The following is a 17,599-nucleotide window of genomic DNA, read 5'->3' as shown; positions in this document are numbered from 1 at the left end:
GCGCCCTGACCTGCGGATACCATCGCGTCAGCGCGCGTTGGTTTCCAGTTCTTCGGTGATCTTTTCCATGGCTTCGTCAAGCGTCAGCTCGCCGTTCATCGCGGCTGCCAGATACTGCACCGTCGCGTTGTACATCACAAAACCATACTGCGAACCTTGCAGGTCGTAGGCCTGCGGGGTCTGCTCGGCTGCGGTTGCGGCCATTTCGGTGAAGGCGGCCAGCGCCTCGGACACCTGCTCGGACGCACCGGCTGCGGCGTAGTCCAGACCTTCGGCCTGCAGACCGGCATGGGCGGGGATCGCAAAGGTGCGGCTGTACCATTCCCGTGCCTGCTCGGGCTCGCCCATCCATGCGACGAATTTGGCCGCTGCGGCCTCTTTCTCGGCATCGCCGGATTTCAGCGCCGCCAGACCGGTGCCGCCGGGCATGACGCCACAGCCTTCGGGACCACAGGGCACGGGCGCGACCATCCAGTCGAACTTGTCGCCCACATTTTCCTGCACGTTCGAAGTGTTCCAGGACCCGGACATGTAGAACGGTGTTTCCTGATTAAAGAACAGCTCGTTGCCGTTGGCGTATTTCGCGCCGGACACCGCAGGCCAGATATCGGGCGGCATCAGGCCGCTGGTGTGCCAGTCGAGCATCAACTGCGAGAAGGCCTTGAACCCGTCATCGACAACGATTTCACCCGCGTCGTTGAAATACTTCGCACCATACGACATCGCCGGACCGGCCATGCGGTGGCCCGAACGGTCCATGACCATACCGGCATAGGCACCGGTTTCATCCATCACCATTTGCGTGGCTTCGGCCCAGTCTTCCCATGTGGCACCTGCCTCGGGAACCTCGACGCCTGCTTCCTCGAACATGGTCAGGTTCACGTAAGGACCGGTGACGGTCATTTCGGTGTGGAAGCCGTAAATGCCCCCTTCGGTGCCCGCGCGATACCACGGCAGAACCGCGCCATAGGCTTCTTCCCATGCGGCTTCGTCCACGTGGGGTGTCAGATCGACGTAATAGGGGTGCAGACCGCCGAGGTTGGTGACCAGCGACAGGTCAGGGCCGCTGCCCGCCTCAAGCTGGATCGGCAGCTGCTCGCGGATCACCGAATAGCCCACGGCGTTCAGGGTGATCTGCACATCAGGGTTCTGCTCCTGATAGCGTTCTGCGAACTCCTGAATGATGGTGGATTTGCCATCCACATCGGAAATCATCAGGTCAAGCTCGACAGCGCCTGCCGCGCCTGCGGCCAGCAAAGCTGTCGACGAAACGCCAGCAGCCATCAGCCACCGACGCGCGTGTCCACGCTCAGTCATCATTTTCGTTTCCTCCCTTTTGGCTGCGCCCGTGCGCGTTTTCAGGCCGGGTGCTGCGCCGATACTGGTCATGACACCGGCCACGGTCAACATATTAACGTTTGGAGAGAGAACAAAAACCGCTTGATTGATCCACCATTGATACATTCAAGCGTCGCGCATCGGAAACGAAAGGATTTTAGCGGCTTTCAAAACCCGCCCTTTACCCGACGTGCGCTAGACAGCAGACGTAAAGAAGGATGCTCCTGCGTGCAACTGACACTGGAAACCGACAGTCTGGCCCATCTGCCCCTGCCACACGTGCTGGATGCGGCGCAGCGCTTGAACCTTGCCGGGTTGGAGCTGAACACAGGCGGGCAATCTGCCAGCCCCCACATCAATGTCGATCTGATGTTGCGCGACGCCGGTGCAAGGCGCGGCTTTCTGGCAGATGTCGCCGCCCGCGATCTGCGAATTTTCGGGCTGAACGCCTTTGGCAATCCGCTGCATCCGGTGGACCGCAAACCAGCCGACGATCTTGTGGCGACGTTGCGTCTGGCGGGCGAGATGGGCGTAGATACGGTGATTGCCGCCTCTGGCCTGCCTGCGGCCAATACCACGGATGAAACGCCCAATTGGGTGACGAATTCATGGACCCCTGAAAGCAAGGCAATCCTGCGCTATCAGTGGGAGGACGTGCTGTTCCCCTTCTGGACGGCGATTGGTGCCCTGGCCAAGGAGTGCGGCGTGCGGCGCATCGCACTGACGCTTGGCCCGAACCAATGCGTTCATAATGTGCCCACCTTGATGGCCCTGCGCGACACCATCGGTCCGCAGATCGGCGCCAATCTGGTGCCTGCCCATCAAATCCTGCTGGGCGCCGATCCAATCCGCGGGGTCGAGGTGTTGGGCGATGCTCTGTACAACGTGCAGGCGACGGATGTCCTGCTGAACCCGACGGTGCAATCCTTGTCCAGCCTGATCGACACCGGCGATGTAATGGAGGTCGCGGATCGCGCGTGGAGCATCACAACCCCCGGCTATGGACACGAACGCCATTGGTGGGCGCGGTTTTTCTATCGTCTGGCAATGATCGATTATGATGGCGGGATCTCTGTGACCCATCTCGATCAGGTCCTGTCGCCACTGGATTCGGTTCAGAAATCGGCAGAGTTCCTGCGCCCGATCCTGAGCGGTGCTGGCTGACGTGTCATTTCCATATTGGCGCGGGTCTTGGTTGACGGCATTGTCACCGCATAAGCTGAATGCCACGAATAGGACGCACCATGGACCGCAAAGCGCTTGGCCGCACCTCTTTGTCCGTCACGCCCGTGTGTTTCGGTGGCGCGCCACTGGCCGATATGCCCGATACATTCGGCTACAGCGTATCAGAGCAGCGGGCCCGCGACACGATCAACGCAATCTTCGACAGCGGAGTCAATTTTCTCGACACATCGCGCAATTACGGGCTTGGCCGATCAGAAGAACGTATTGGCGCGGCCATCCGTGACCGGGGCGGCCTGCCCGACGGGTTTGTCCTGTCCAGCAAGCTGGACCGCGACATGGACACGGGACGATTTGACGCCGATCAGGTGCGCCGCTCCATCGAGGAATCCCTGACCGCGCTGAACCTTGATCATATCCCCCTGCTGCACCTGCATGACCCCGAATACACCCGCGATTTGACAGAGGTGACCCGTGACGGCGGGGCCATCGACACACTGTTCAAACTGCGTGAGGAAGGGCTGTGCACGGCGGTCGGACTGGCCATGGGGCGGCTCGATATCATGGAGCCGATCTTGGGCGCCTACCAGTTCGACGCGCTGATCTCACACAATCGCTACACGTTGCTCAATCGCGCCGCCGATGCCATGTTTGAAAGCGCGCACCGCGCGGGCATGGCCATCCTGAACGCGGCCCCCTTTGCCGGGGGCGTCTTGGCCAAGGGGCCGGAACAGGTTCAGAAAATCAGTTACCAAGATGTTGACGACGCCGCACTGGCACCGGTGCGCGCCATCGCCCAGATTTGCGAGCGCTACAACGTTCCAATGGGCGCAGCGGCGCTCGCGTTTTCGATGCGCGATCCCCGCGTGACATCGACCATCATCGGCGTGTCAAAACCCGAGCGTGTCGCACAAACCATCGTTTGGGCCAACACGGAAATCCCGTCAGAGATGTGGGCGGAGCTGGACGCCCTGCCCTTTGCCACGGACGACCCCGAAGCCGCCCGCAGCTAAGACGCTTACGCCTCCATGGCGGCGATGACGCGATCCGGCAGCGCCGGGAAGTCGCGCACGCGCGCACCCGTCGCATGTGTTATGGCATTCAGCACAGCGGCCCCCGCCCCGGAAATGCCAAGCTCGCCCACGCCTTTGGTCTGGATCGGGTTGGCTTGGTCATCACGTTCCTCGTGGAAGTGCACCTCCATCGCGCGGGGAATGTCCGCATGGCTGGCCACGTGATAATTGGCCAGATCACGCGTGACCACATGGCCGTCGCACGGGTCGTTCTGCATCTCCTCGGTCAGCGCCGATCCGACGCCCCACACCATGCCACCAATCGCTTGGCTGCGGGCTGTTTTCTCGTTCAGCACACGCCCCATCGCCATAACCCCCAGCATGCGTCGCACGCGGACTTCGCCGGTCCATTCGTTCACCGCAACTTCGGCGAAATGCGCCCCGAACCCGGCCGAAAAGAAATCCTCGGCCAGCGACCCCGCCTGAACGCGGGCCTCCGCAACCATGGGGGCGTCGATCACCTCTGACAGGGGGCGGGTATCGGCCCCAGCGGTCGCACAACCCTCGGCCAACGCGAGATCATCGACATCGCAGTTCAGGCGCCGCGCCAGATCGGCCCGCAGCTGTTTTGCTGCCATAAAGACCGCCGATCCGGCAGAGTTCGCCCCGACCGAGCCACCGGAGCCCGCAGCAGGCGGCAAGTCACTGTCGCCCAGACGGACCTCCACCTGATCCATGCGCAGACCCAGCATTTCTGCCGCGATCTGACCAAGGATTGTGTAGGTGCCGGTGCCGATGTCGGTCATATCGGTTTCAACAATAGCCCCGTCAGATTTCAGCGTGATACGCGCGGAGGATTCTGCCAAGGCGCTCGCCCGCGCGGCGGAGGCCACGCCCATGCCGATCAGCCAATCCCCGTCGCGGCGGCTGCGCGCGGGGCCGCGCTGGTCCCAGCCGAATTTCTCAGCCCCCGTGCGCAAACAATCCGCAAGCCTGCGCACGCTATAGGCCTGCCCCGTCATCGGGTGGCGTTCGGGGATGTTCTTGATGCGCAATTCGACCGGATCCATGTCCAGCGCCTCGGCCAGTTCGTCCATCGCCACTTCGAGCGCGAGCATGCCGACCGCTTCGCCCGGTGCCCGCACTGATCCCGCTGGCGTCATGGCCGGGCGCGCGACCTTCTGACAAAACGACAGCGCGTCTGCCCCATACAGGAACTGTGACGCCTGAGAGACCGGCTCCGAAAATGCCTCTCGGTCGATGTTCGACACCTGATCGTCGTGGGATAGCGCAGTGATACGTCCATCACGCGTCGCGCCCAAACGGACACGCTGGCGGGTTTCTGACCGGCGCAGCACGCTGTCGAATACGCCTTGGCGCGTCATGACAACCCGCACCGGACGCCCCAGCTTTTGCGACGCGATAGAGGCCGCAACCGCTTCGGGGCCGATGCCCAGTTTGGACCCGAAGCCGCCACCGATGTAGGGCGACAGGATGCGCAGCCTGTCCGCAGAGATGCCAAGACTGTCGGCCAGCTCTTGCTTGTTGAACGCGATCATCTGCAAGGCACCGCGCAGGGTCAGCTGGTTGCCGGTCCAATCCGCAACGGCGGCGTGCGGCTCCATCGCGGCACCTGCGTGGGAGGGCGTGGTGTAGTCGCGGTCCACCCGCACCGGCGCCCGCCCGAAAGTGGCACCGAACTCCTCACCTGCCGTGTCAGGATCCACCGGATCAACCAGCGCGCTGTCCGGAGTGACGGGCACCCCGTCTTCGGTCTGGTAATGGACGACCAGACGCTGCGCGCCATCGCGCGCCGCCTCGAACGTATCCGCCACCACAAGCGCGATGGGCTGGCCGTGATAATGAACGTCGTCCCCGGTTTGCACCGGCGCCTTGCCCATGGCCCCCTGCGCAGGGTTCCGGATCATGCGCGGATCGCGGATCACATCACGGATGCCTTCGATCCCGTCAAGCGACCGCAGATCCACCTGTGTGATCGTGCCACGCGCAATTGTCGCGCGAACAAGCACGCCGTGTAAGCAGCCGTCAGGCAGAATATCCGCCGCATAGGGCGCCTGACCGGACACCTTCAGCGGGCCATCGGTTCGGTTCAGCGGCTTGCCGATAATCCCTTGGTTTGTGTGGTCCAGAAGGCGCGGCTGGATTTCGTCCATGGTGAACGAGAGGTTTTCGGTCGTGTGGTCCTTCATGGCTCAGGCCCTCGCTGTGTCGACGCCGGCATCATCGCTCAGGCCCGTGGCCTGACGCAGCGCGGCGATCAAGGTGCGGCGCAACAAGGGCCGCTTGTATTCGGTGTCGGGGTGCGGTGCGGACCCATGGGTTAATTGTTCCGCCACGCGGGCAAACAGATCGTTGTCCGGCACTTGTCCGATCAAAAGATCGGTCACAGCGGCGTTCTGATAGGGGTGCGGCGCGACGCTGCCAAAGGCCAAGTTCGCGCGGGTGATCCGCCCGTCCTCAACCTTGACCGAGGCTGCGACCGACACCAGTGCAAAGGCGTAAGACGCGCGATCCCGCACCTTCCGATAGACTTGGCGGCTTTGATCGAGTGGGGCGGGCAGGATAACGGCGGTGATGATGTCGTCCTGCGCCAGCACGGTTTCGACATCGGGCCGATCCCCCGGCCCCTGATAAAACGCCTGCATCGGCACCTGACGCGTGGTCCCGTCAGCGGACAGGATTTCAACCGACGCGTCCAAGGCCGTCAGCGCCACGGCCATGTCCGAGGGATGCGCTGCAAGACAGTGCTCGGACGTGCCGAACAACGCCAGCATCCGCCCTACCCCGTGACGGGCCGCGCAGCCTGTGCCCGGTGCACGCTTGTTGCACGCCTGCGAGGTGTCGTAAAAATACGGGCAGCGGGTGCGTTGCAGCAGATTGCCACCCGTCGTCGCCTTGTTGCGGATCTGGGCGGAGGCTCCGGCCAAAATCGCCCGCGACAACAGCGGCCAACCGCGCCGGACCTGCGCATCATTGGCAAGGGCCGTGTTTGTCACCAGCGCCCCGATGCGCAACCCGCCGTCGTCTGCTGTGATTTCGTCCAGACCGTCGATGCGCGTGATGTCCACCAGTTTCTCCGGCGTCATCACTTGGATCTTCATCAAATCCAGCAGGTTCGTTCCGCCCGCGATAATCTGCGCCGCAGGGTCCAGCGCCTGAGCGGCCTCGTCCAAGGCGGACGCGCGTGTGTAGTCAAAGGGCCTCATGCCGCGTCCTCCTGATCGGCGACCATGGCAATGGCCTCGCGGATAAGCGGATAGGCGGAGCAGCGGCACAGGTTGCCGCTCATGCGTTCGGCCATCTCGGGATCGGTCAACTTTGGCACCTCCAGATCATCCGAGACGTAAGAGGGCGCGCCAGCCTTGATCTCGGCCAGAAGCGCGGTGGCGGACATGACCTGACCGGGCGTGCAAAAGCCGCACTGATAGCCGTCGCTGTCCACAAACGCCTGCTGCAGCGCGGACAGTGTTTCAGGCGTGCCGATCCCCTCGATGGTGGTAATGTCGTCGCCATCGTGCATCGCGGTCAGGCACAGGCAGGCATTGACCCGCTCGCCATCCAGCAAAATCGTACAGGCGCCGCATTGCCCGTGATCACAGCCCTTTTTCGTGCCGGTCAGACCCAGCCCCTCGCGTAAAGTGTCCAGCAGGGTGGTGCGTGGGTCATGATCGACCTCACGGGTCTCACCATTGACAGTCAATTTGGTCTGCATGGGGTCCTCCGGTGCTGGGATACGTGCTGCGCCTCGCGCCTGTGTCACCCCAACGATCCGGACCGCCCCGAGTTCCCCGCCTTATAACCGCAAGGACATCGCCGCCGCTAAGTTCACAACCTGCCCGCGTATTTTCGCAAGTGCGACGGGCTTTGGCGCAGTCAGCGGCAAAGGCAGCCCTGCCGGATCGCCCCCCGCCAGAACATCCGCCAAGGCGCGCCCGAACACGGTGCCCGTCGTCACGCCGCGCCCGTTGTAGCCGATGGGGCAGTACAGCCCGTTATCAAGTTGCAAGATACGCGGCAGATGGTCCGGCGTCATGGCGATCTGCCCGTCCCATGCGGCCTCAAAGCGCTGCGGCCCAAGGTCGGGGAACCATCGCCGCAACAGCCGCTGCGCCCAAGCCGCGCTGGCCCCGCGATCAGCGCTCCCTGCAAGGTGCCCCATGGTGCCAAGGATCAAACGACCCGCGTGATCCTTTCGCAAAGACCGCATCACCAGCCCTGTGTCCCAAAGCCCCTCACCCCGTGGCAGGACATGAGCCACCTGCGGGCCCAAGGGCTCTGTGGCCAGTTGCTGATACCGGATGATGGCAAAGCAGCGCGCCAATTCCGGCCTCAGCGCGGCGGAAAAGGCATTGGTCGCCAGAACCACCGACGTTGCCCGCAGATCCCCCGCCGGGCCAGACACGATCCAGCCGCCCCCGTCGCGGCGCAGCGTCTCGACAGGCGCGCACTCTGCAATATGGGCGCCTGCGGTCCGCGCCGCCCAGGCCAGTCCGCGCGCGTAACCCATCGGGTTGACCGTGCCCGCCCGCATGTCGCGCAGCCCGCCAGCAAATGCCGTTGTGCCTGTTGCGCCCGCCATGTCCTGTGCATCCAGCAGTTCCACCGGCGCGCCGAGCTTGCGCCACGCCTGATGGCGCGCTGTCAGGTCCCGCATGCCCGACGACGCATGCGCCGCGTGCAGGGTGCCATCGCGACGCGCCTCGCAGCGGATCTGATAGCGCTCGATCAGGTCGAACACCTGACGGGGTGCATCGGCAAACAATGACACGAAACGCGGGCCGAGCTCTGGTCCAAGCCTCCGCTCGACCTCGCGCGGGGGAAGCCATAACCCCGCGTTCACCAATCCGACGTTGCGCCCGGATGCCCCGCTACCGATCTGCCCCGCCTCCAGAACCTGAACAGCCAGGCCTGCTTCGGCGGCAAACAGGGCCGTCGCCAAACCCGTATATCCGCCACCGATCACCGCCACATCGCAGGTGTTAAGCATCGGCGCGTCGACACTCAGACGCTCTGCGGTCGCCTGCCAAAGCGGAGGGTTGGCCCCGAACGGGTGTGTTTCGTTAACCTGTTTCATTCCAGCATCTCCGCACGAAACACCTGAAACACAAAGCAAAATCCGCATGCGCGAATCAAATTTTGATGCCACGTCGGCAATTTTACGCACAGGGATTGCAGACTTCGCAATAACGCAATTGCGCGGGCGCAAGTTGACAGAACAAGTGCTCAGGGCACATGTTTGTCACCTGCAAGGAGACGATTGCATGTCCGTTATCACCCACGATTCCATTCAACCTTCGGCCGGTGAACAGCTGCGCCAGTTCGTGACGTTTCGCCTTGCCCGTGTGCAGGCCAAGCTGAACGCGCAATCCAGCCGTATCCTGAAAGACCACAGCGGCATTACCCTGACCCAGTGGCGCCTGTTGTCCCTGATCGGGGCCGCAGGGTCGACCACCGCCGCGCATCTGTCGCGAGAGGTCGCGATGGACAAGGGCCTGATCAGCCGCAACATCAAAACCATGGTTGCGGACGGTTATGTCCGGGTCAGCGTCGATCCCGACGACAGCCGCGCGCAGAACCTTGAGCTGACAGAATCCGGTCTGGACATGCTCAACAACACCGCGCCGCGCATGCACGCCCGTCAGGATGCAATTCACGCCCTGATGGACCCCGAAGAAGAGGCCGTCATGAACCGTGTTCTTGACCGTCTGGAACGCGCCGCAGAAGAGCGCAACTAAACCGCCGATTTATTTCGGCAGGAACAGGCCCGCATCTTGGATGCGGGCTTTTTCATTTGCGCCGGGGGTGTTTCAGTCCGGCAGCGCAAAGGTCAACGAGGCCCATAAGCTGTGCCACGCGGGCCCATCCCCGTCAGGGTCCAGTTCCAGCATCTTGACCGCATCGGCAAGATAGCTGTGCCCCGGTTTGACATCGACCAGAACCCGGCCCTCGGGGTCGGTGGTGTAAAGGCGCACCTCGACCGTACCGTCGGGGGCCTTCTCGAACAGTTCAACCTGCGCGCCCGCGCGAGGCGCGCCCTCGAACGTCACCTGCAGCGGCAGACCGTCAGACAGATCATCGGTGTAAGGGTTCGCTCCGGCGGTGATCTCCGTGCGCAGGCCCAGCGGCTGATCCTGCCCGAGGCCATCGCCCAGCGCCACAAGGCTTTTGCCGTAGCGGGTATAGCGTTCCCGCACCACGTCGGGGTCAAGACCACGGGTATCATGCGCGGCGCAGGCCCATTCGATGGCCTTATGTGCGCAGAACCGCTCAAACGTCGCGCGGTCCTTGTAGGTCAGGGTATAATCGCGGGTCACGTGAACCACCTGTGCCAGCCCTGTTGCATTCACCGTCATGTTCAACGCGGGGCGGTCGCCCATACGCCCCGACACCGGCAGAATCTGATCACCCACAACCACGTCAAAGCGCCGGAAATTCGCTGGAACAAAGCCGAAGCCTACGCCCTCAAGGCGGTCACCCACCTTGATGTCCGCCACCAGTGGATTGTTCGGGGCGATCTGGTAGGTTTGCGGTTCGATCCAGAATTCATGCGCCTGTGCGGCGGACCATGTCAGGCTGGCAATAAGGGCGATTGGCGCCCATAAACGACGGCGCATGCCGGTCTCCTTCAAGTCGTGCGGGCGACGAAGACGCGGCAGGCGCGGCTTGTCAAACCCCGGCGTGCAAACGCCGCTCAAGCTCTTTGGCCAGAACGCTGACGCGATCCTTGAACCGGCGGTCCAGCCCGCCTTTTGCCAGCTTCAGCGATTGCACCATCAGCCGTGCTGACAGCGTTTTCGGCGCCAGAACCACACGAGCACCTATTCTGGTCCGCGCCCGCGACAAGGCCACAATGTCGAGAATCATCGTGATGTTCAGCCCGCCGCTGACGGTTTCAAACACCATCTGCTCGGGTGGTGTGTATTCGGCCAGGGTTATATCGGCGGAGCGGCGTTTGCCGCGATAGCTGAACACCGCGCGCCACGACATGCCTTCGGTGGGGCCGATGGCATCGCCGGACAGCCGCTGGACATCCACGCCACGGCGCAAGGCCTGACGTTCGACGCTTTCGAAATCGGTCAATGCGGCAAAGACCCGATCCAAAGGTGCCTCAATATCCTCGCGTGCGGTCAATTCCATATCTGCGCGCCCCTCGCCCCTGATTTGTTTGTCTGATCAAACTTTTTATAAACGGCTTGGATCATACCCCAGAAAGGGCGTCAATCCAAACGATCCGCAAGCCAGTTGTGCAGCAGAAAATGTGCAATTGCGCCTTTTCGGGCAGGCAGGATGTCGGGGCGATTGCCGGCTGTGACCTCGAACAGCTCTTCGCGGGTCAACCATCGGGCATCCTCCAGCTCGGCGGGGTCAAGGGTGATCTCCTCACTCAGCGCCTCGCCATGGCAGCCGATCATCAAGGACGACGGAAAGGCCCATGGCTGGCTGGCCAGATACCGCACCGGACCAACACGCACGCCGCTTTCTTCGAACACCTCGCGGCGCACGGCGGCCTCGATGGTTTCGCCCGGCTCGACGAAGCCCGCGAGGCAGGAATACATCCCCTCCGGCCAGCCGGGAGAGCGCCCCACCAGACAGCTGTTGCCGCGGGTGATCAGCATGATCACAACCGGATCGGTGCGGGGAAAGTGCTTCCCTCCGCAAGCGGCGCAATGCCGCTCCCACCCTGCCATGGCCATGTCCGATTGCGCACCGCAGCGCGCGCAGAACCGGTGCGAGACATGCCAGCCCTGCACCGCCTTTGCAGTGGCCGCCAGTTCTGCATCGCGCGGTGTCAGCGCGGTCATGACCCGCCGCAGCTCGGCAAAGCGCCCCTGAGGACAGGCGGGGTGGATTTGCTCGCTGGGGTCCGCAAAGCCGCCAAGCGTCTCGGCGTCCAGATCCTCAGGTGCCCAAGATGACACATCGGACGCCCAGATCAGCCCGCCGTCATCACGCCCAAGCAGGACCGGCGGGCCAACCGCGTCTGCCAAAATCGGGTGATCCATGGGCAGGCGCAGCACCCTGTCGGCGCTGTCATTGACCAGCGGCTTGCCGCGCCACATGACGATGGTCTCCCCCGGTCCGGCCAGCGCCTGTGCATCGCCACGGATCTCGGCGGCACGGTCCAGCCCGCTGCCTCCAAAGGTGACTGTCTCGGCGTGTTGCATCTGCGGCCCTCCTGCGTTCGTCTGCTGTTGTGACCTCCGCATGCGAAAGATGCAATTGCCCGGACCATCGCCACCCCAGAAGCCCAGGTTTCGGAATAATTCTAGCCCAGTGTCATAAACCCGTGCACTAATCATGCAACGACACGCCGACACACACCAAGAGGCCACCATGACCGACAAGACCTTTACCCTCAGCCGTCGCCAGTTTCTGGCAAGCTCCACCGCAGGCGCGGTTTTTATCACCCTGCACCCCTATTCGGCGCGCGCGGCGACCAATCAGGCGCATTTGCGGATCATGGAAACCACCGATGTGCACGTGCACGTCTGGCCCTATGACTATTACGGGGACAAGCCCGTCGACACTGTTGGCCTGTCGCGCGCGGCCTCTATCATCGGGGACATTCGCGCCGAGGCGACCAACACCTTGCTGGTGGACAACGGGGACTTTTTGCAGGGCAACCCCATGGGCGACTACATGGCCTATGAGAAAGGCCTGAAAGAGGGCGACCTGCACCCGATCATCGCGGCAATGAACACGCTGGGCTATGATGCAGCCACCGCAGGTAACCACGAATTCAACTATGGTCTGAGCTTCCTCGACAAGGCCGTGGCCGGTGCCGAATTCCCCGTCGTTCTGGCCAATATCGCCAAGAGCGAGGGCAGCGATCCCACCAAGGACGAAACCCTCTTCAAACCCTATGTGATCCTTGACCGCGAACTAACTGATGGCGCAGGCAACACGCACCCGATCCGTATCGGCATCATCGGGTTCACCCCGCCGCAGGTTATGCAGTGGGACGCCAAGCACCTGACCGGCAATGTCACCGCCCGCGATATCGTGCAAACGGCAGAGGCCTATGTGCCGCAGATGCGCGAAGAAGGGGCCGAGATCGTTATTGCGCTGTCACACTCCGGCATTGGCGCGGCGGATCACTCCGATGGGATGGAAAACGCCTCTGTCCCGCTGGCCGCCGTTGACGGCATCGACGCGCTGGTCACCGGCCACTCGCACCTTGTGTTCCCCTCGCCGACCTATGCGGATTATGCCGCCGTCGACGCCGAAGCCGGTCTGATCCACGGCAAGCCTGCCACGATGGGCGGCTTCTGGGGGTCGCATCTGGGGCTGATCGATCTGCTGCTGGAACGCGAAGGCAACGAATGGCGCGTGGTGTCGTCGACCACAGAGGCCCGCCCGATCTCGCAGCGCAACGAGGACCGCTCTGTGACCGCTCTGGTCGAGGATGACATGGCCGTTCTGGACGCCACCCGCGAAGATCACGAAGCCACGCTGGCCTATGTGCGCACCGCCGTGGGCAAGACGGACGCGCCGCTCTACAGCTACTTTGCGCTGGTCGCCGATGATCCTTCGGTCCAGATCGTGAGCAACGCGCAGACCTGGTACATTGAACAGATGATGCAGGGCACCGAATATGAAGGGCTGCCGATCCTGTCTGCGGCCGCGCCGTTCAAGGCCGGTGGTCGTGGCGGGCCGGAGTATTACACCGATGTCGCCAAGGGCGATGTGGCGATCAAGAACGTGGCCGATTTGTATCTTTACCCCAATACCGTGCGCGCGGTGAAGGTGACCGGCGCGCAGGTCAAGGACTGGCTGGAACGCTCGGCAGGTATGTTCAATCAGGTCACACCCGGCGCCGCCGATGCGCCGCTGCTCAACCCGGCCTTCCCGTCTTACAACTTTGATGTGATGGATGGGGTGACCTACCAGATCGACCTGTCGCAGCCGTCAAAGTTCGGCCCGAAAGGCGAGCTGGAGAACGAAGAAGCCTCGCGCATCGTGAACCTGCAGTTCAACGGGGCACCGATCGACCCCGCGCAGGAGTTCATCATCGCAACCAACAACTACCGCGCCTCGGGCGGTGGCAGCTTCCCCGGTGCGATGGGCGATACGGTGGTCTTTGAAGGTCCCGACACCAACCGTGACGTGATCGTGCGTTACATCGTCGAGCAAGGCACCGTGAGCCCCAGCGCCGATGCCAACTGGTCCTTTGCCCCGCTCGATGACACGACCGTGGTCTTTGAAACCGGCCCGAAAGCGCGTGATTACGTTGACGCCGTCAAGGGTGCTGTGATTGAGGACGCAGGGGAGGCCGCCGACGGTTTCGCCCTGTTCCGTATGAAGCTGTGATTATATGCGGGCGGGGGTATGTCCCCTGCCCGCACCACCAAGCTGCAAATGGCGGATGCCTCCGGCGGAGGTATTTGGCCCAAGAAAAAGCGCCACCTGTCCACGCCACGGGCCGCGGTTTTTAAATGAGATTCTATATGCATTTTGATGCGGTGATTTTTGATCTGGATGGCACGCTGGTGGACACCGAGCGGCTGATTTTCGACGCAGGGGTGGCGGCGCTTGGCGCATTCGGCACGCGATTTACACGGGCGCATTATGCGCGGGTGGTCGGGACCGATATGCCCACCTGTCACCGTTTGATGTGTGAGATGTTCCCTGATCTGGACATGGAACGTGTCAGTGAGGTTTGGGAAGACCGGATCAGGGCCGCCTACCAGACAGATATAACGCTGACCGAGGGCGCTTTGGCCGTGCTGCAGGATTTGCAGGCGCGGGACGTGGCCGTGGCCATTGCCACGTCATCGGGCCGGGCAGGGGCTGCGCATAAGTTGCAGGTGACGGGGCTTGCGCGGTTTTTTGACGTTGTTGTCACGGCCGATGATGTGCAGCGCCGCAAGCCTGCGCCTGATCCCTATCTGTTGGCCGCTGCGCGCTTGGGCGTTGATCCTGCGCGCTGTCTGGCTTTTGAAGATTCTGCCCCCGGTGCGCGGGCGGCACTGGCCGCCGGAATGACCACGGTTCTGGTCCCGGGCATGTCGCAGACCGGTGATGTCGCTGTGCACCACCGCGCGACGGGACTGGCAGACGGTCTGCGCCGGGCGGGGTTTGTTCCCGCACCGGCATAGCGCCTACAAGCGGGTCTGGTACAGCTTGACCGATAGCCCCCCGAAGGCGATGGGCGGGCCTGCGGTCAGAGACAAACCTGTCGCCTTGGCCAGCCCGCCATCAGAGGTCACCATGCCAAGCTGCCAACCGGCAAAGCGTTCCTGCAGCACAGTGCCAAAGGCGCCATAGAGGCCGAACAGCAGTTTGCGGTTCCCGATCCGTGCGCCGTAGGGCGGATTTACCATTACCAGACCGGGCGGCCCGTCGGGGCGTTTCAGATCGCTGACGGCGGCACGCTCAAACCGGCAGATATCGTCGACACCGGCGCGTTTGGCATTGGCGGTGGCGCCACGGATGGCGCCATCATCGCGGTCGGAGCCTGCGAACAGCAGATCAACGGGGGCACGGGTGATCGCTGCGCGCAGGTCAGTGAAACGTTTCGCGTCAAAGTTCGGGAAGCTTTCAAAGGCAAAGCTGCGGTCGCCTGCGGCGGGCAGACCTGCGGCCCAGCGTGCGGCCTCGATCACGAAGGTGCCGGAGCCGCACATCGGATCGACCACAGGCATCTGACCGGCAAAGCCGCATTCCCGCAGGAACAGGGCGGCGAGGGTTTCGCGCAGGGGCGCCTTGCCTGTGGCTTCTTTGTAGCCGCGTTTGTGCAAAAGCTCGCCCGAGCTGTCGATGGAGAAGGTAACAAGGTCGTCTTCGATGCGAACCTGAATGCGGGTTGCTGCCTCTGCCGAGACCTTGCCGCCCCAATGTTCGATGGCCCCCGCCACGCGGGCGCGGGCGGCGCGGTCATGGTAGATTTTGGAATTGCGGCAGGTCACGTCGATGCGGACCTCTGCCCCTTTGGGCAGGATCGCGCCCCAATCCAGTTTCTTTGCGCGTTTGTCCAGTTGTGCCAGATGGAAGGCGCGGAATTCGGCGAAGCGCACCAGCACCCGATTGGCCCCGCGCAAAACCAGATTGGCCCGCCAGACGTCTTCCCAGCCGCCTTGGATCGTCACGCCGCCTGCTGCGGGTGTTGCTGAAGAAAACCCCGCCTCAAGCGCTTCGCGATGCAGGGCGGGCTCCAACCCCGGTGGGGTGGCGAGAAAGATGTCGAATGTGTCCATGCCTTGCTCATAGCGAAACCGGCGGCCACGTCCAGTGCAGGCTCTTGCAATCCAGCACCGCTGCCCCTAAATACGCCCTTGAGAGGTTGTGCGGGCAGGCGCCTCGCCAACCCGGTCAGGTCCGGAAGGAAGCAGCCGTAACGAGTCTCGTTTGGGTCGTTGCAATCTCTCACCTCGAAACGCCTCTGCGCTGATGCGCGGGGGCGTTTGTGTTTCCGGCTTATGCCGCCAGTCTGTCAGGCATAGCGTGGCGAGGGGAGATGGCGCACAAACGGCACCGCGCTGCGCCGTGCCTGCAACGCCCATGCGATCTGTTCCGCTGTGCCGATTGTCTGAGGGCAAATCTGCGCGATCCGTGCCTGTGCGTCATCGGGGGCCTCGCCGGCCTCGATCATCAGCCGCAGCAACACCATGCCACAGCGCCCGGCGCCACCGGGGGATTGCAGCACGATGCGACCGCCGCCGAGCAGGGCGCGCCGTGCCTGATCCGACACCTGCGGCCAAAGATCCTGCATTGCGCGAGGGGCCGCCTGTTGTGCCGAGGCCGCCAGATGCGCCCAACGCGCGCCGCTGTCCTGCACCCGTTGGCGCAAATCCCAAGCGCCGCGCGCGGCAAGTTCGGTGGAGCTGAGCACCGAGATCACCATGGCCGGTTGCCAGCTTGCGAGATGGTCGAGATCGCCGTGCAGATCGCCCCCGCTGCCGGGCAGGGCCGACACGATCACAATACCCCCGCCAACGGGCACACCATGCATGGTCACAGGTGTCCCCGTGACCGTGGGCGTGGTCAAATCATGCACTCTATAAGCCATCACCTACCCCCATAGGCTGTTGGATGGCCAAAGCTTACACCCGTTGACGGGTTTCTCCAGTGATTCGATCTAATGGGCGATTACAGCCGGTCGGTGTTGAAGGTATCGCAGACACCGGGATTGCCGCTGTCATACCCGCGCGAGAACCACGCCTGCCGTTGCTCGGACGTGCCGTGGGTGTAGCTGTGCGGGTTGGGCACCTGCCCTGCGCGCCGCTGCAGATAATCGTCTCCGATGCGCTCAGCCGTGGTCAGCGCTTCCTGAATGTCGCCGGGCTCCAGCAGATCATCCACATATTGCGCCCAGACCCCGGACAGGCAGTCCGCCTGCAACTCCAACCGGACGGTCAGCGCATTGGCTTCGCGCTCGGACGCGCGTTGGCGCGCGGCGTGAACCTGCCCCAGAATGCCGATTTCGTTCTGGACGTGGTGGGCCACCTCATGGGCAATCACATAGGCCTGCGCGAAATCGCCGCCTGCCCCCAGCTCTGCCCGCATGAAGTCAAAGAAAGCCGTGTCGAGATAGGCCTTTTCATCCGCCGGACAATAGAACGGCCCCGTCGCGCCCGAGGCATTGCCACACGGCGACTGCGTCACACCGGAAAACAGCACCAGAACCGGCGGCTGGTATTCCATGTCAAAGGCCTGGGGAAAGATCTCGGTCCAGACGGTTTCCGTGGTGGCCAGAACCTGCGCGGTGAAATCTCCGGCCTCGCTTTCGGCGGTGGACAGATCACGGGTTTGCACCTGTCCTGAACTGGCGGTGCCCCCGTTCAACAAGGGCGTGACATCGATGCCGGTGAAATAGCCGATGGCCAGCACGATCAGAACGCCGCCAACGCCCAGTCCGCCCACGGCCGCGCCGCCGCTTTTGCCGCGCCGGTCCTCGATGTTCCGGCTCCGCCGAACGCCCTTTAATCGCATGTGCTGTCTCCCGCTTATATGCTGTGTCAACCACCAGACCTGCGGCGGGTTCCCTCGCGAGGTCTTGCGCTGACCGCAGCCGACCCATAGCTTGGCGCCGACCCAAAAGGAAT

The 17,599-nt window shown here is 63.1% G+C and carries 16 protein-coding genes and 1 other RNA gene; 6 read left to right on the top strand and 11 right to left on the bottom strand.

Annotation, left to right across the window (positions count from 1 at the left end; all coding sequences use genetic code 11):
- Nucleotides 1–27: 27 nt before the first annotated feature.
- Entirely contained in the window at nt 28–1,320 is a 1,293-nt protein-coding gene (locus tag ACN5AZ_RS10855) for an ABC transporter substrate-binding protein (RefSeq protein ID WP_419428903.1), read from the bottom strand.
- A 246-nt stretch (nt 1,321–1,566) separates the two neighbouring features.
- On the opposite strand from ACN5AZ_RS10855, the gene ACN5AZ_RS10850 reads away from it, so the two are divergent.
- Entirely contained in the window at nt 1,567–2,502 is a 936-nt protein-coding gene (locus tag ACN5AZ_RS10850) for a sugar phosphate isomerase/epimerase family protein (protein ID WP_419428902.1), read from the top strand.
- Nucleotides 2,503–2,582: 80 nt separating this feature from the next.
- Nucleotides 2,583–3,533: an aldo/keto reductase gene (locus ACN5AZ_RS10845; protein WP_419428901.1), complete on the top strand. Its 951-nt coding sequence runs from the start codon at nt 2,583–2,585 to the stop codon at nt 3,531–3,533.
- A gap of 5 nt (nt 3,534–3,538) precedes the next feature.
- On the opposite strand, the gene ACN5AZ_RS10840 is transcribed toward ACN5AZ_RS10845, so the two are convergent.
- From ACN5AZ_RS10840 to ACN5AZ_RS10825, 4 genes are all read right to left on the bottom strand, one after another.
- Entirely contained in the window at nt 3,539–5,743 is a 2,205-nt protein-coding gene (locus ACN5AZ_RS10840) for a xanthine dehydrogenase family protein molybdopterin-binding subunit (protein ID WP_419428900.1), read from the bottom strand.
- 3 nt (nt 5,744–5,746) lie between these two features.
- Complete coding sequence (locus ACN5AZ_RS10835; RefSeq protein WP_419428899.1) at nt 5,747–6,760, bottom strand: FAD binding domain-containing protein; 1,014 nt, start codon at nt 6,758–6,760, stop codon at nt 5,747–5,749.
- Nucleotides 6,757–7,266 carry a 2Fe-2S iron-sulfur cluster-binding protein gene (locus tag ACN5AZ_RS10830; RefSeq protein WP_419428898.1) on the bottom strand — a complete coding sequence of 170 codons (510 nt, stop codon included), beginning with the start codon at nt 7,264–7,266 and terminating at the stop codon, nt 6,757–6,759. The genes ACN5AZ_RS10835 and ACN5AZ_RS10830 overlap by 4 nt, the downstream gene beginning before the upstream one ends.
- Nucleotides 7,267–7,347: 81 nt before the next feature.
- On the bottom strand, nt 7,348–8,628 hold the full coding sequence (locus ACN5AZ_RS10825; RefSeq protein WP_419428897.1) for an NAD(P)/FAD-dependent oxidoreductase: 1,281 nt from the start codon (nt 8,626–8,628) through the stop codon (nt 7,348–7,350).
- A 187-nt stretch (nt 8,629–8,815) separates the two neighbouring features.
- Between ACN5AZ_RS10825 and ACN5AZ_RS10820 the strand changes: the two genes are divergently transcribed.
- Nucleotides 8,816–9,289, top strand: a complete 474-nt coding sequence (locus ACN5AZ_RS10820) for a MarR family winged helix-turn-helix transcriptional regulator (protein WP_419428896.1) — start codon at nt 8,816–8,818, stop codon at nt 9,287–9,289.
- 72 nt (nt 9,290–9,361) lie between these two features.
- Here ACN5AZ_RS10820 and ACN5AZ_RS10815 read toward each other — a convergent pair whose 3' ends face one another.
- The 3 genes from ACN5AZ_RS10815 to nudC all read right to left on the bottom strand — a co-directional run bounded on the left by ACN5AZ_RS10815 (nt 9,362) and on the right by nudC (nt 11,719).
- Nucleotides 9,362–10,168: a DUF4198 domain-containing protein gene (locus tag ACN5AZ_RS10815; RefSeq protein WP_419428895.1), complete on the bottom strand. Its 807-nt coding sequence runs from the start codon at nt 10,166–10,168 to the stop codon at nt 9,362–9,364.
- A 52-nt stretch (nt 10,169–10,220) separates the two neighbouring features.
- Nucleotides 10,221–10,691, bottom strand: a complete 471-nt coding sequence (locus ACN5AZ_RS10810) for an SRPBCC family protein (protein ID WP_419428894.1) — start codon at nt 10,689–10,691, stop codon at nt 10,221–10,223.
- Nucleotides 10,692–10,771: 80 nt separating this feature from the next.
- Nucleotides 10,772–11,719, bottom strand: coding sequence for an NAD(+) diphosphatase (gene nudC, locus ACN5AZ_RS10805; protein WP_419428893.1), 948 nt, complete (start codon nt 11,717–11,719; stop codon nt 10,772–10,774).
- A gap of 169 nt (nt 11,720–11,888) precedes the next feature.
- Here nudC and ACN5AZ_RS10800 point away from each other — a divergent pair, with 169 nt between their 5' ends.
- Both ACN5AZ_RS10800 and ACN5AZ_RS10795 read left to right on the top strand, forming a co-directional pair.
- Nucleotides 11,889–13,865, top strand: a complete 1,977-nt coding sequence (locus tag ACN5AZ_RS10800) for a bifunctional 2',3'-cyclic-nucleotide 2'-phosphodiesterase/3'-nucleotidase (protein ID WP_419428892.1) — start codon at nt 11,889–11,891, stop codon at nt 13,863–13,865.
- 125 nt (nt 13,866–13,990) lie between these two features.
- Nucleotides 13,991–14,653, top strand: a complete 663-nt coding sequence (locus ACN5AZ_RS10795; RefSeq protein ID WP_419428891.1) for an HAD family hydrolase — start codon at nt 13,991–13,993, stop codon at nt 14,651–14,653.
- Between the two features lie 3 nt (nt 14,654–14,656).
- Here ACN5AZ_RS10795 and ACN5AZ_RS10790 read toward each other — a convergent pair whose 3' ends face one another.
- Nucleotides 14,657–15,751 (bottom strand): THUMP domain-containing class I SAM-dependent RNA methyltransferase, encoded by a 1,095-nt coding sequence (locus ACN5AZ_RS10790; RefSeq protein WP_419428890.1) that lies wholly within the window; start codon nt 15,749–15,751, stop codon nt 14,657–14,659.
- 77 nt (nt 15,752–15,828) lie between these two features.
- On the opposite strand from ACN5AZ_RS10790, the gene ffs reads away from it, so the two are divergent.
- Nucleotides 15,829–15,928: signal recognition particle sRNA small type (ffs, locus tag ACN5AZ_RS10785), an RNA gene on the top strand.
- A 59-nt stretch (nt 15,929–15,987) separates the two neighbouring features.
- Here ffs and ACN5AZ_RS10780 read toward each other — a convergent pair.
- Nucleotides 15,988–16,563, bottom strand: coding sequence for a protein phosphatase (locus ACN5AZ_RS10780; protein WP_419428889.1), 576 nt, complete (start codon nt 16,561–16,563; stop codon nt 15,988–15,990).
- An 80-nt stretch (nt 16,564–16,643) separates the two neighbouring features.
- Nucleotides 16,644–17,486 carry a neutral zinc metallopeptidase gene (locus ACN5AZ_RS10775; RefSeq protein ID WP_419428888.1) on the bottom strand — a complete coding sequence of 281 codons (843 nt, stop codon included), beginning with the start codon at nt 17,484–17,486 and terminating at the stop codon, nt 16,644–16,646.
- Nucleotides 17,487–17,599: the final 113 nt, after the last annotated feature.

It is taken from the genome of Sagittula sp. SSi028 (assembly GCF_048553715.1).
Taxonomy (GTDB): domain Bacteria; phylum Pseudomonadota; class Alphaproteobacteria; order Rhodobacterales; family Rhodobacteraceae; genus Sagittula.
Note: the sequence above shows the minus strand (reverse complement) of the source record. Positions and strands in the feature narration are given on the sequence as shown.

Coding starts and splice junctions, on each gene's coding strand:
- ACN5AZ_RS10855 (WP_419428903.1), bottom strand. CDS start 1,320: ATGATGACTGAGCGTGGACACGCGCGTCGGTGGCTGATGGCTGCTGGC.
- ACN5AZ_RS10845 (WP_419428901.1), top strand. CDS start 2,583: ATGGACCGCAAAGCGCTTGGCCGCACCTCTTTGTCCGTCACGCCCGTG.
- ACN5AZ_RS10840 (WP_419428900.1), bottom strand. CDS start 5,743: ATGAAGGACCACACGACCGAAAACCTCTCGTTCACCATGGACGAAATC.
- ACN5AZ_RS10835 (WP_419428899.1), bottom strand. CDS start 6,760: ATGAGGCCCTTTGACTACACACGCGCGTCCGCCTTGGACGAGGCCGCT.
- ACN5AZ_RS10830 (WP_419428898.1), bottom strand. CDS start 7,266: ATGCAGACCAAATTGACTGTCAATGGTGAGACCCGTGAGGTCGATCAT.
- ACN5AZ_RS10825 (WP_419428897.1), bottom strand. CDS start 8,628: ATGAAACAGGTTAACGAAACACACCCGTTCGGGGCCAACCCTCCGCTT.
- ACN5AZ_RS10820 (WP_419428896.1), top strand. CDS start 8,816: ATGTCCGTTATCACCCACGATTCCATTCAACCTTCGGCCGGTGAACAG.
- ACN5AZ_RS10815 (WP_419428895.1), bottom strand. CDS start 10,168: ATGCGCCGTCGTTTATGGGCGCCAATCGCCCTTATTGCCAGCCTGACA.
- ACN5AZ_RS10810 (WP_419428894.1), bottom strand. CDS start 10,691: ATGGAATTGACCGCACGCGAGGATATTGAGGCACCTTTGGATCGGGTC.
- nudC (WP_419428893.1), bottom strand. CDS start 11,719: ATGCAACACGCCGAGACAGTCACCTTTGGAGGCAGCGGGCTGGACCGT.
- ACN5AZ_RS10800 (WP_419428892.1), top strand. CDS start 11,889: ATGACCGACAAGACCTTTACCCTCAGCCGTCGCCAGTTTCTGGCAAGC.
- ACN5AZ_RS10795 (WP_419428891.1), top strand. CDS start 13,991: ATGAGATTCTATATGCATTTTGATGCGGTGATTTTTGATCTGGATGGC.
- ACN5AZ_RS10790 (WP_419428890.1), bottom strand. CDS start 15,751: ATGGACACATTCGACATCTTTCTCGCCACCCCACCGGGGTTGGAGCCC.
- ACN5AZ_RS10780 (WP_419428889.1), bottom strand. CDS start 16,563: ATGGCTTATAGAGTGCATGATTTGACCACGCCCACGGTCACGGGGACA.
- ACN5AZ_RS10775 (WP_419428888.1), bottom strand. CDS start 17,486: ATGCGATTAAAGGGCGTTCGGCGGAGCCGGAACATCGAGGACCGGCGC.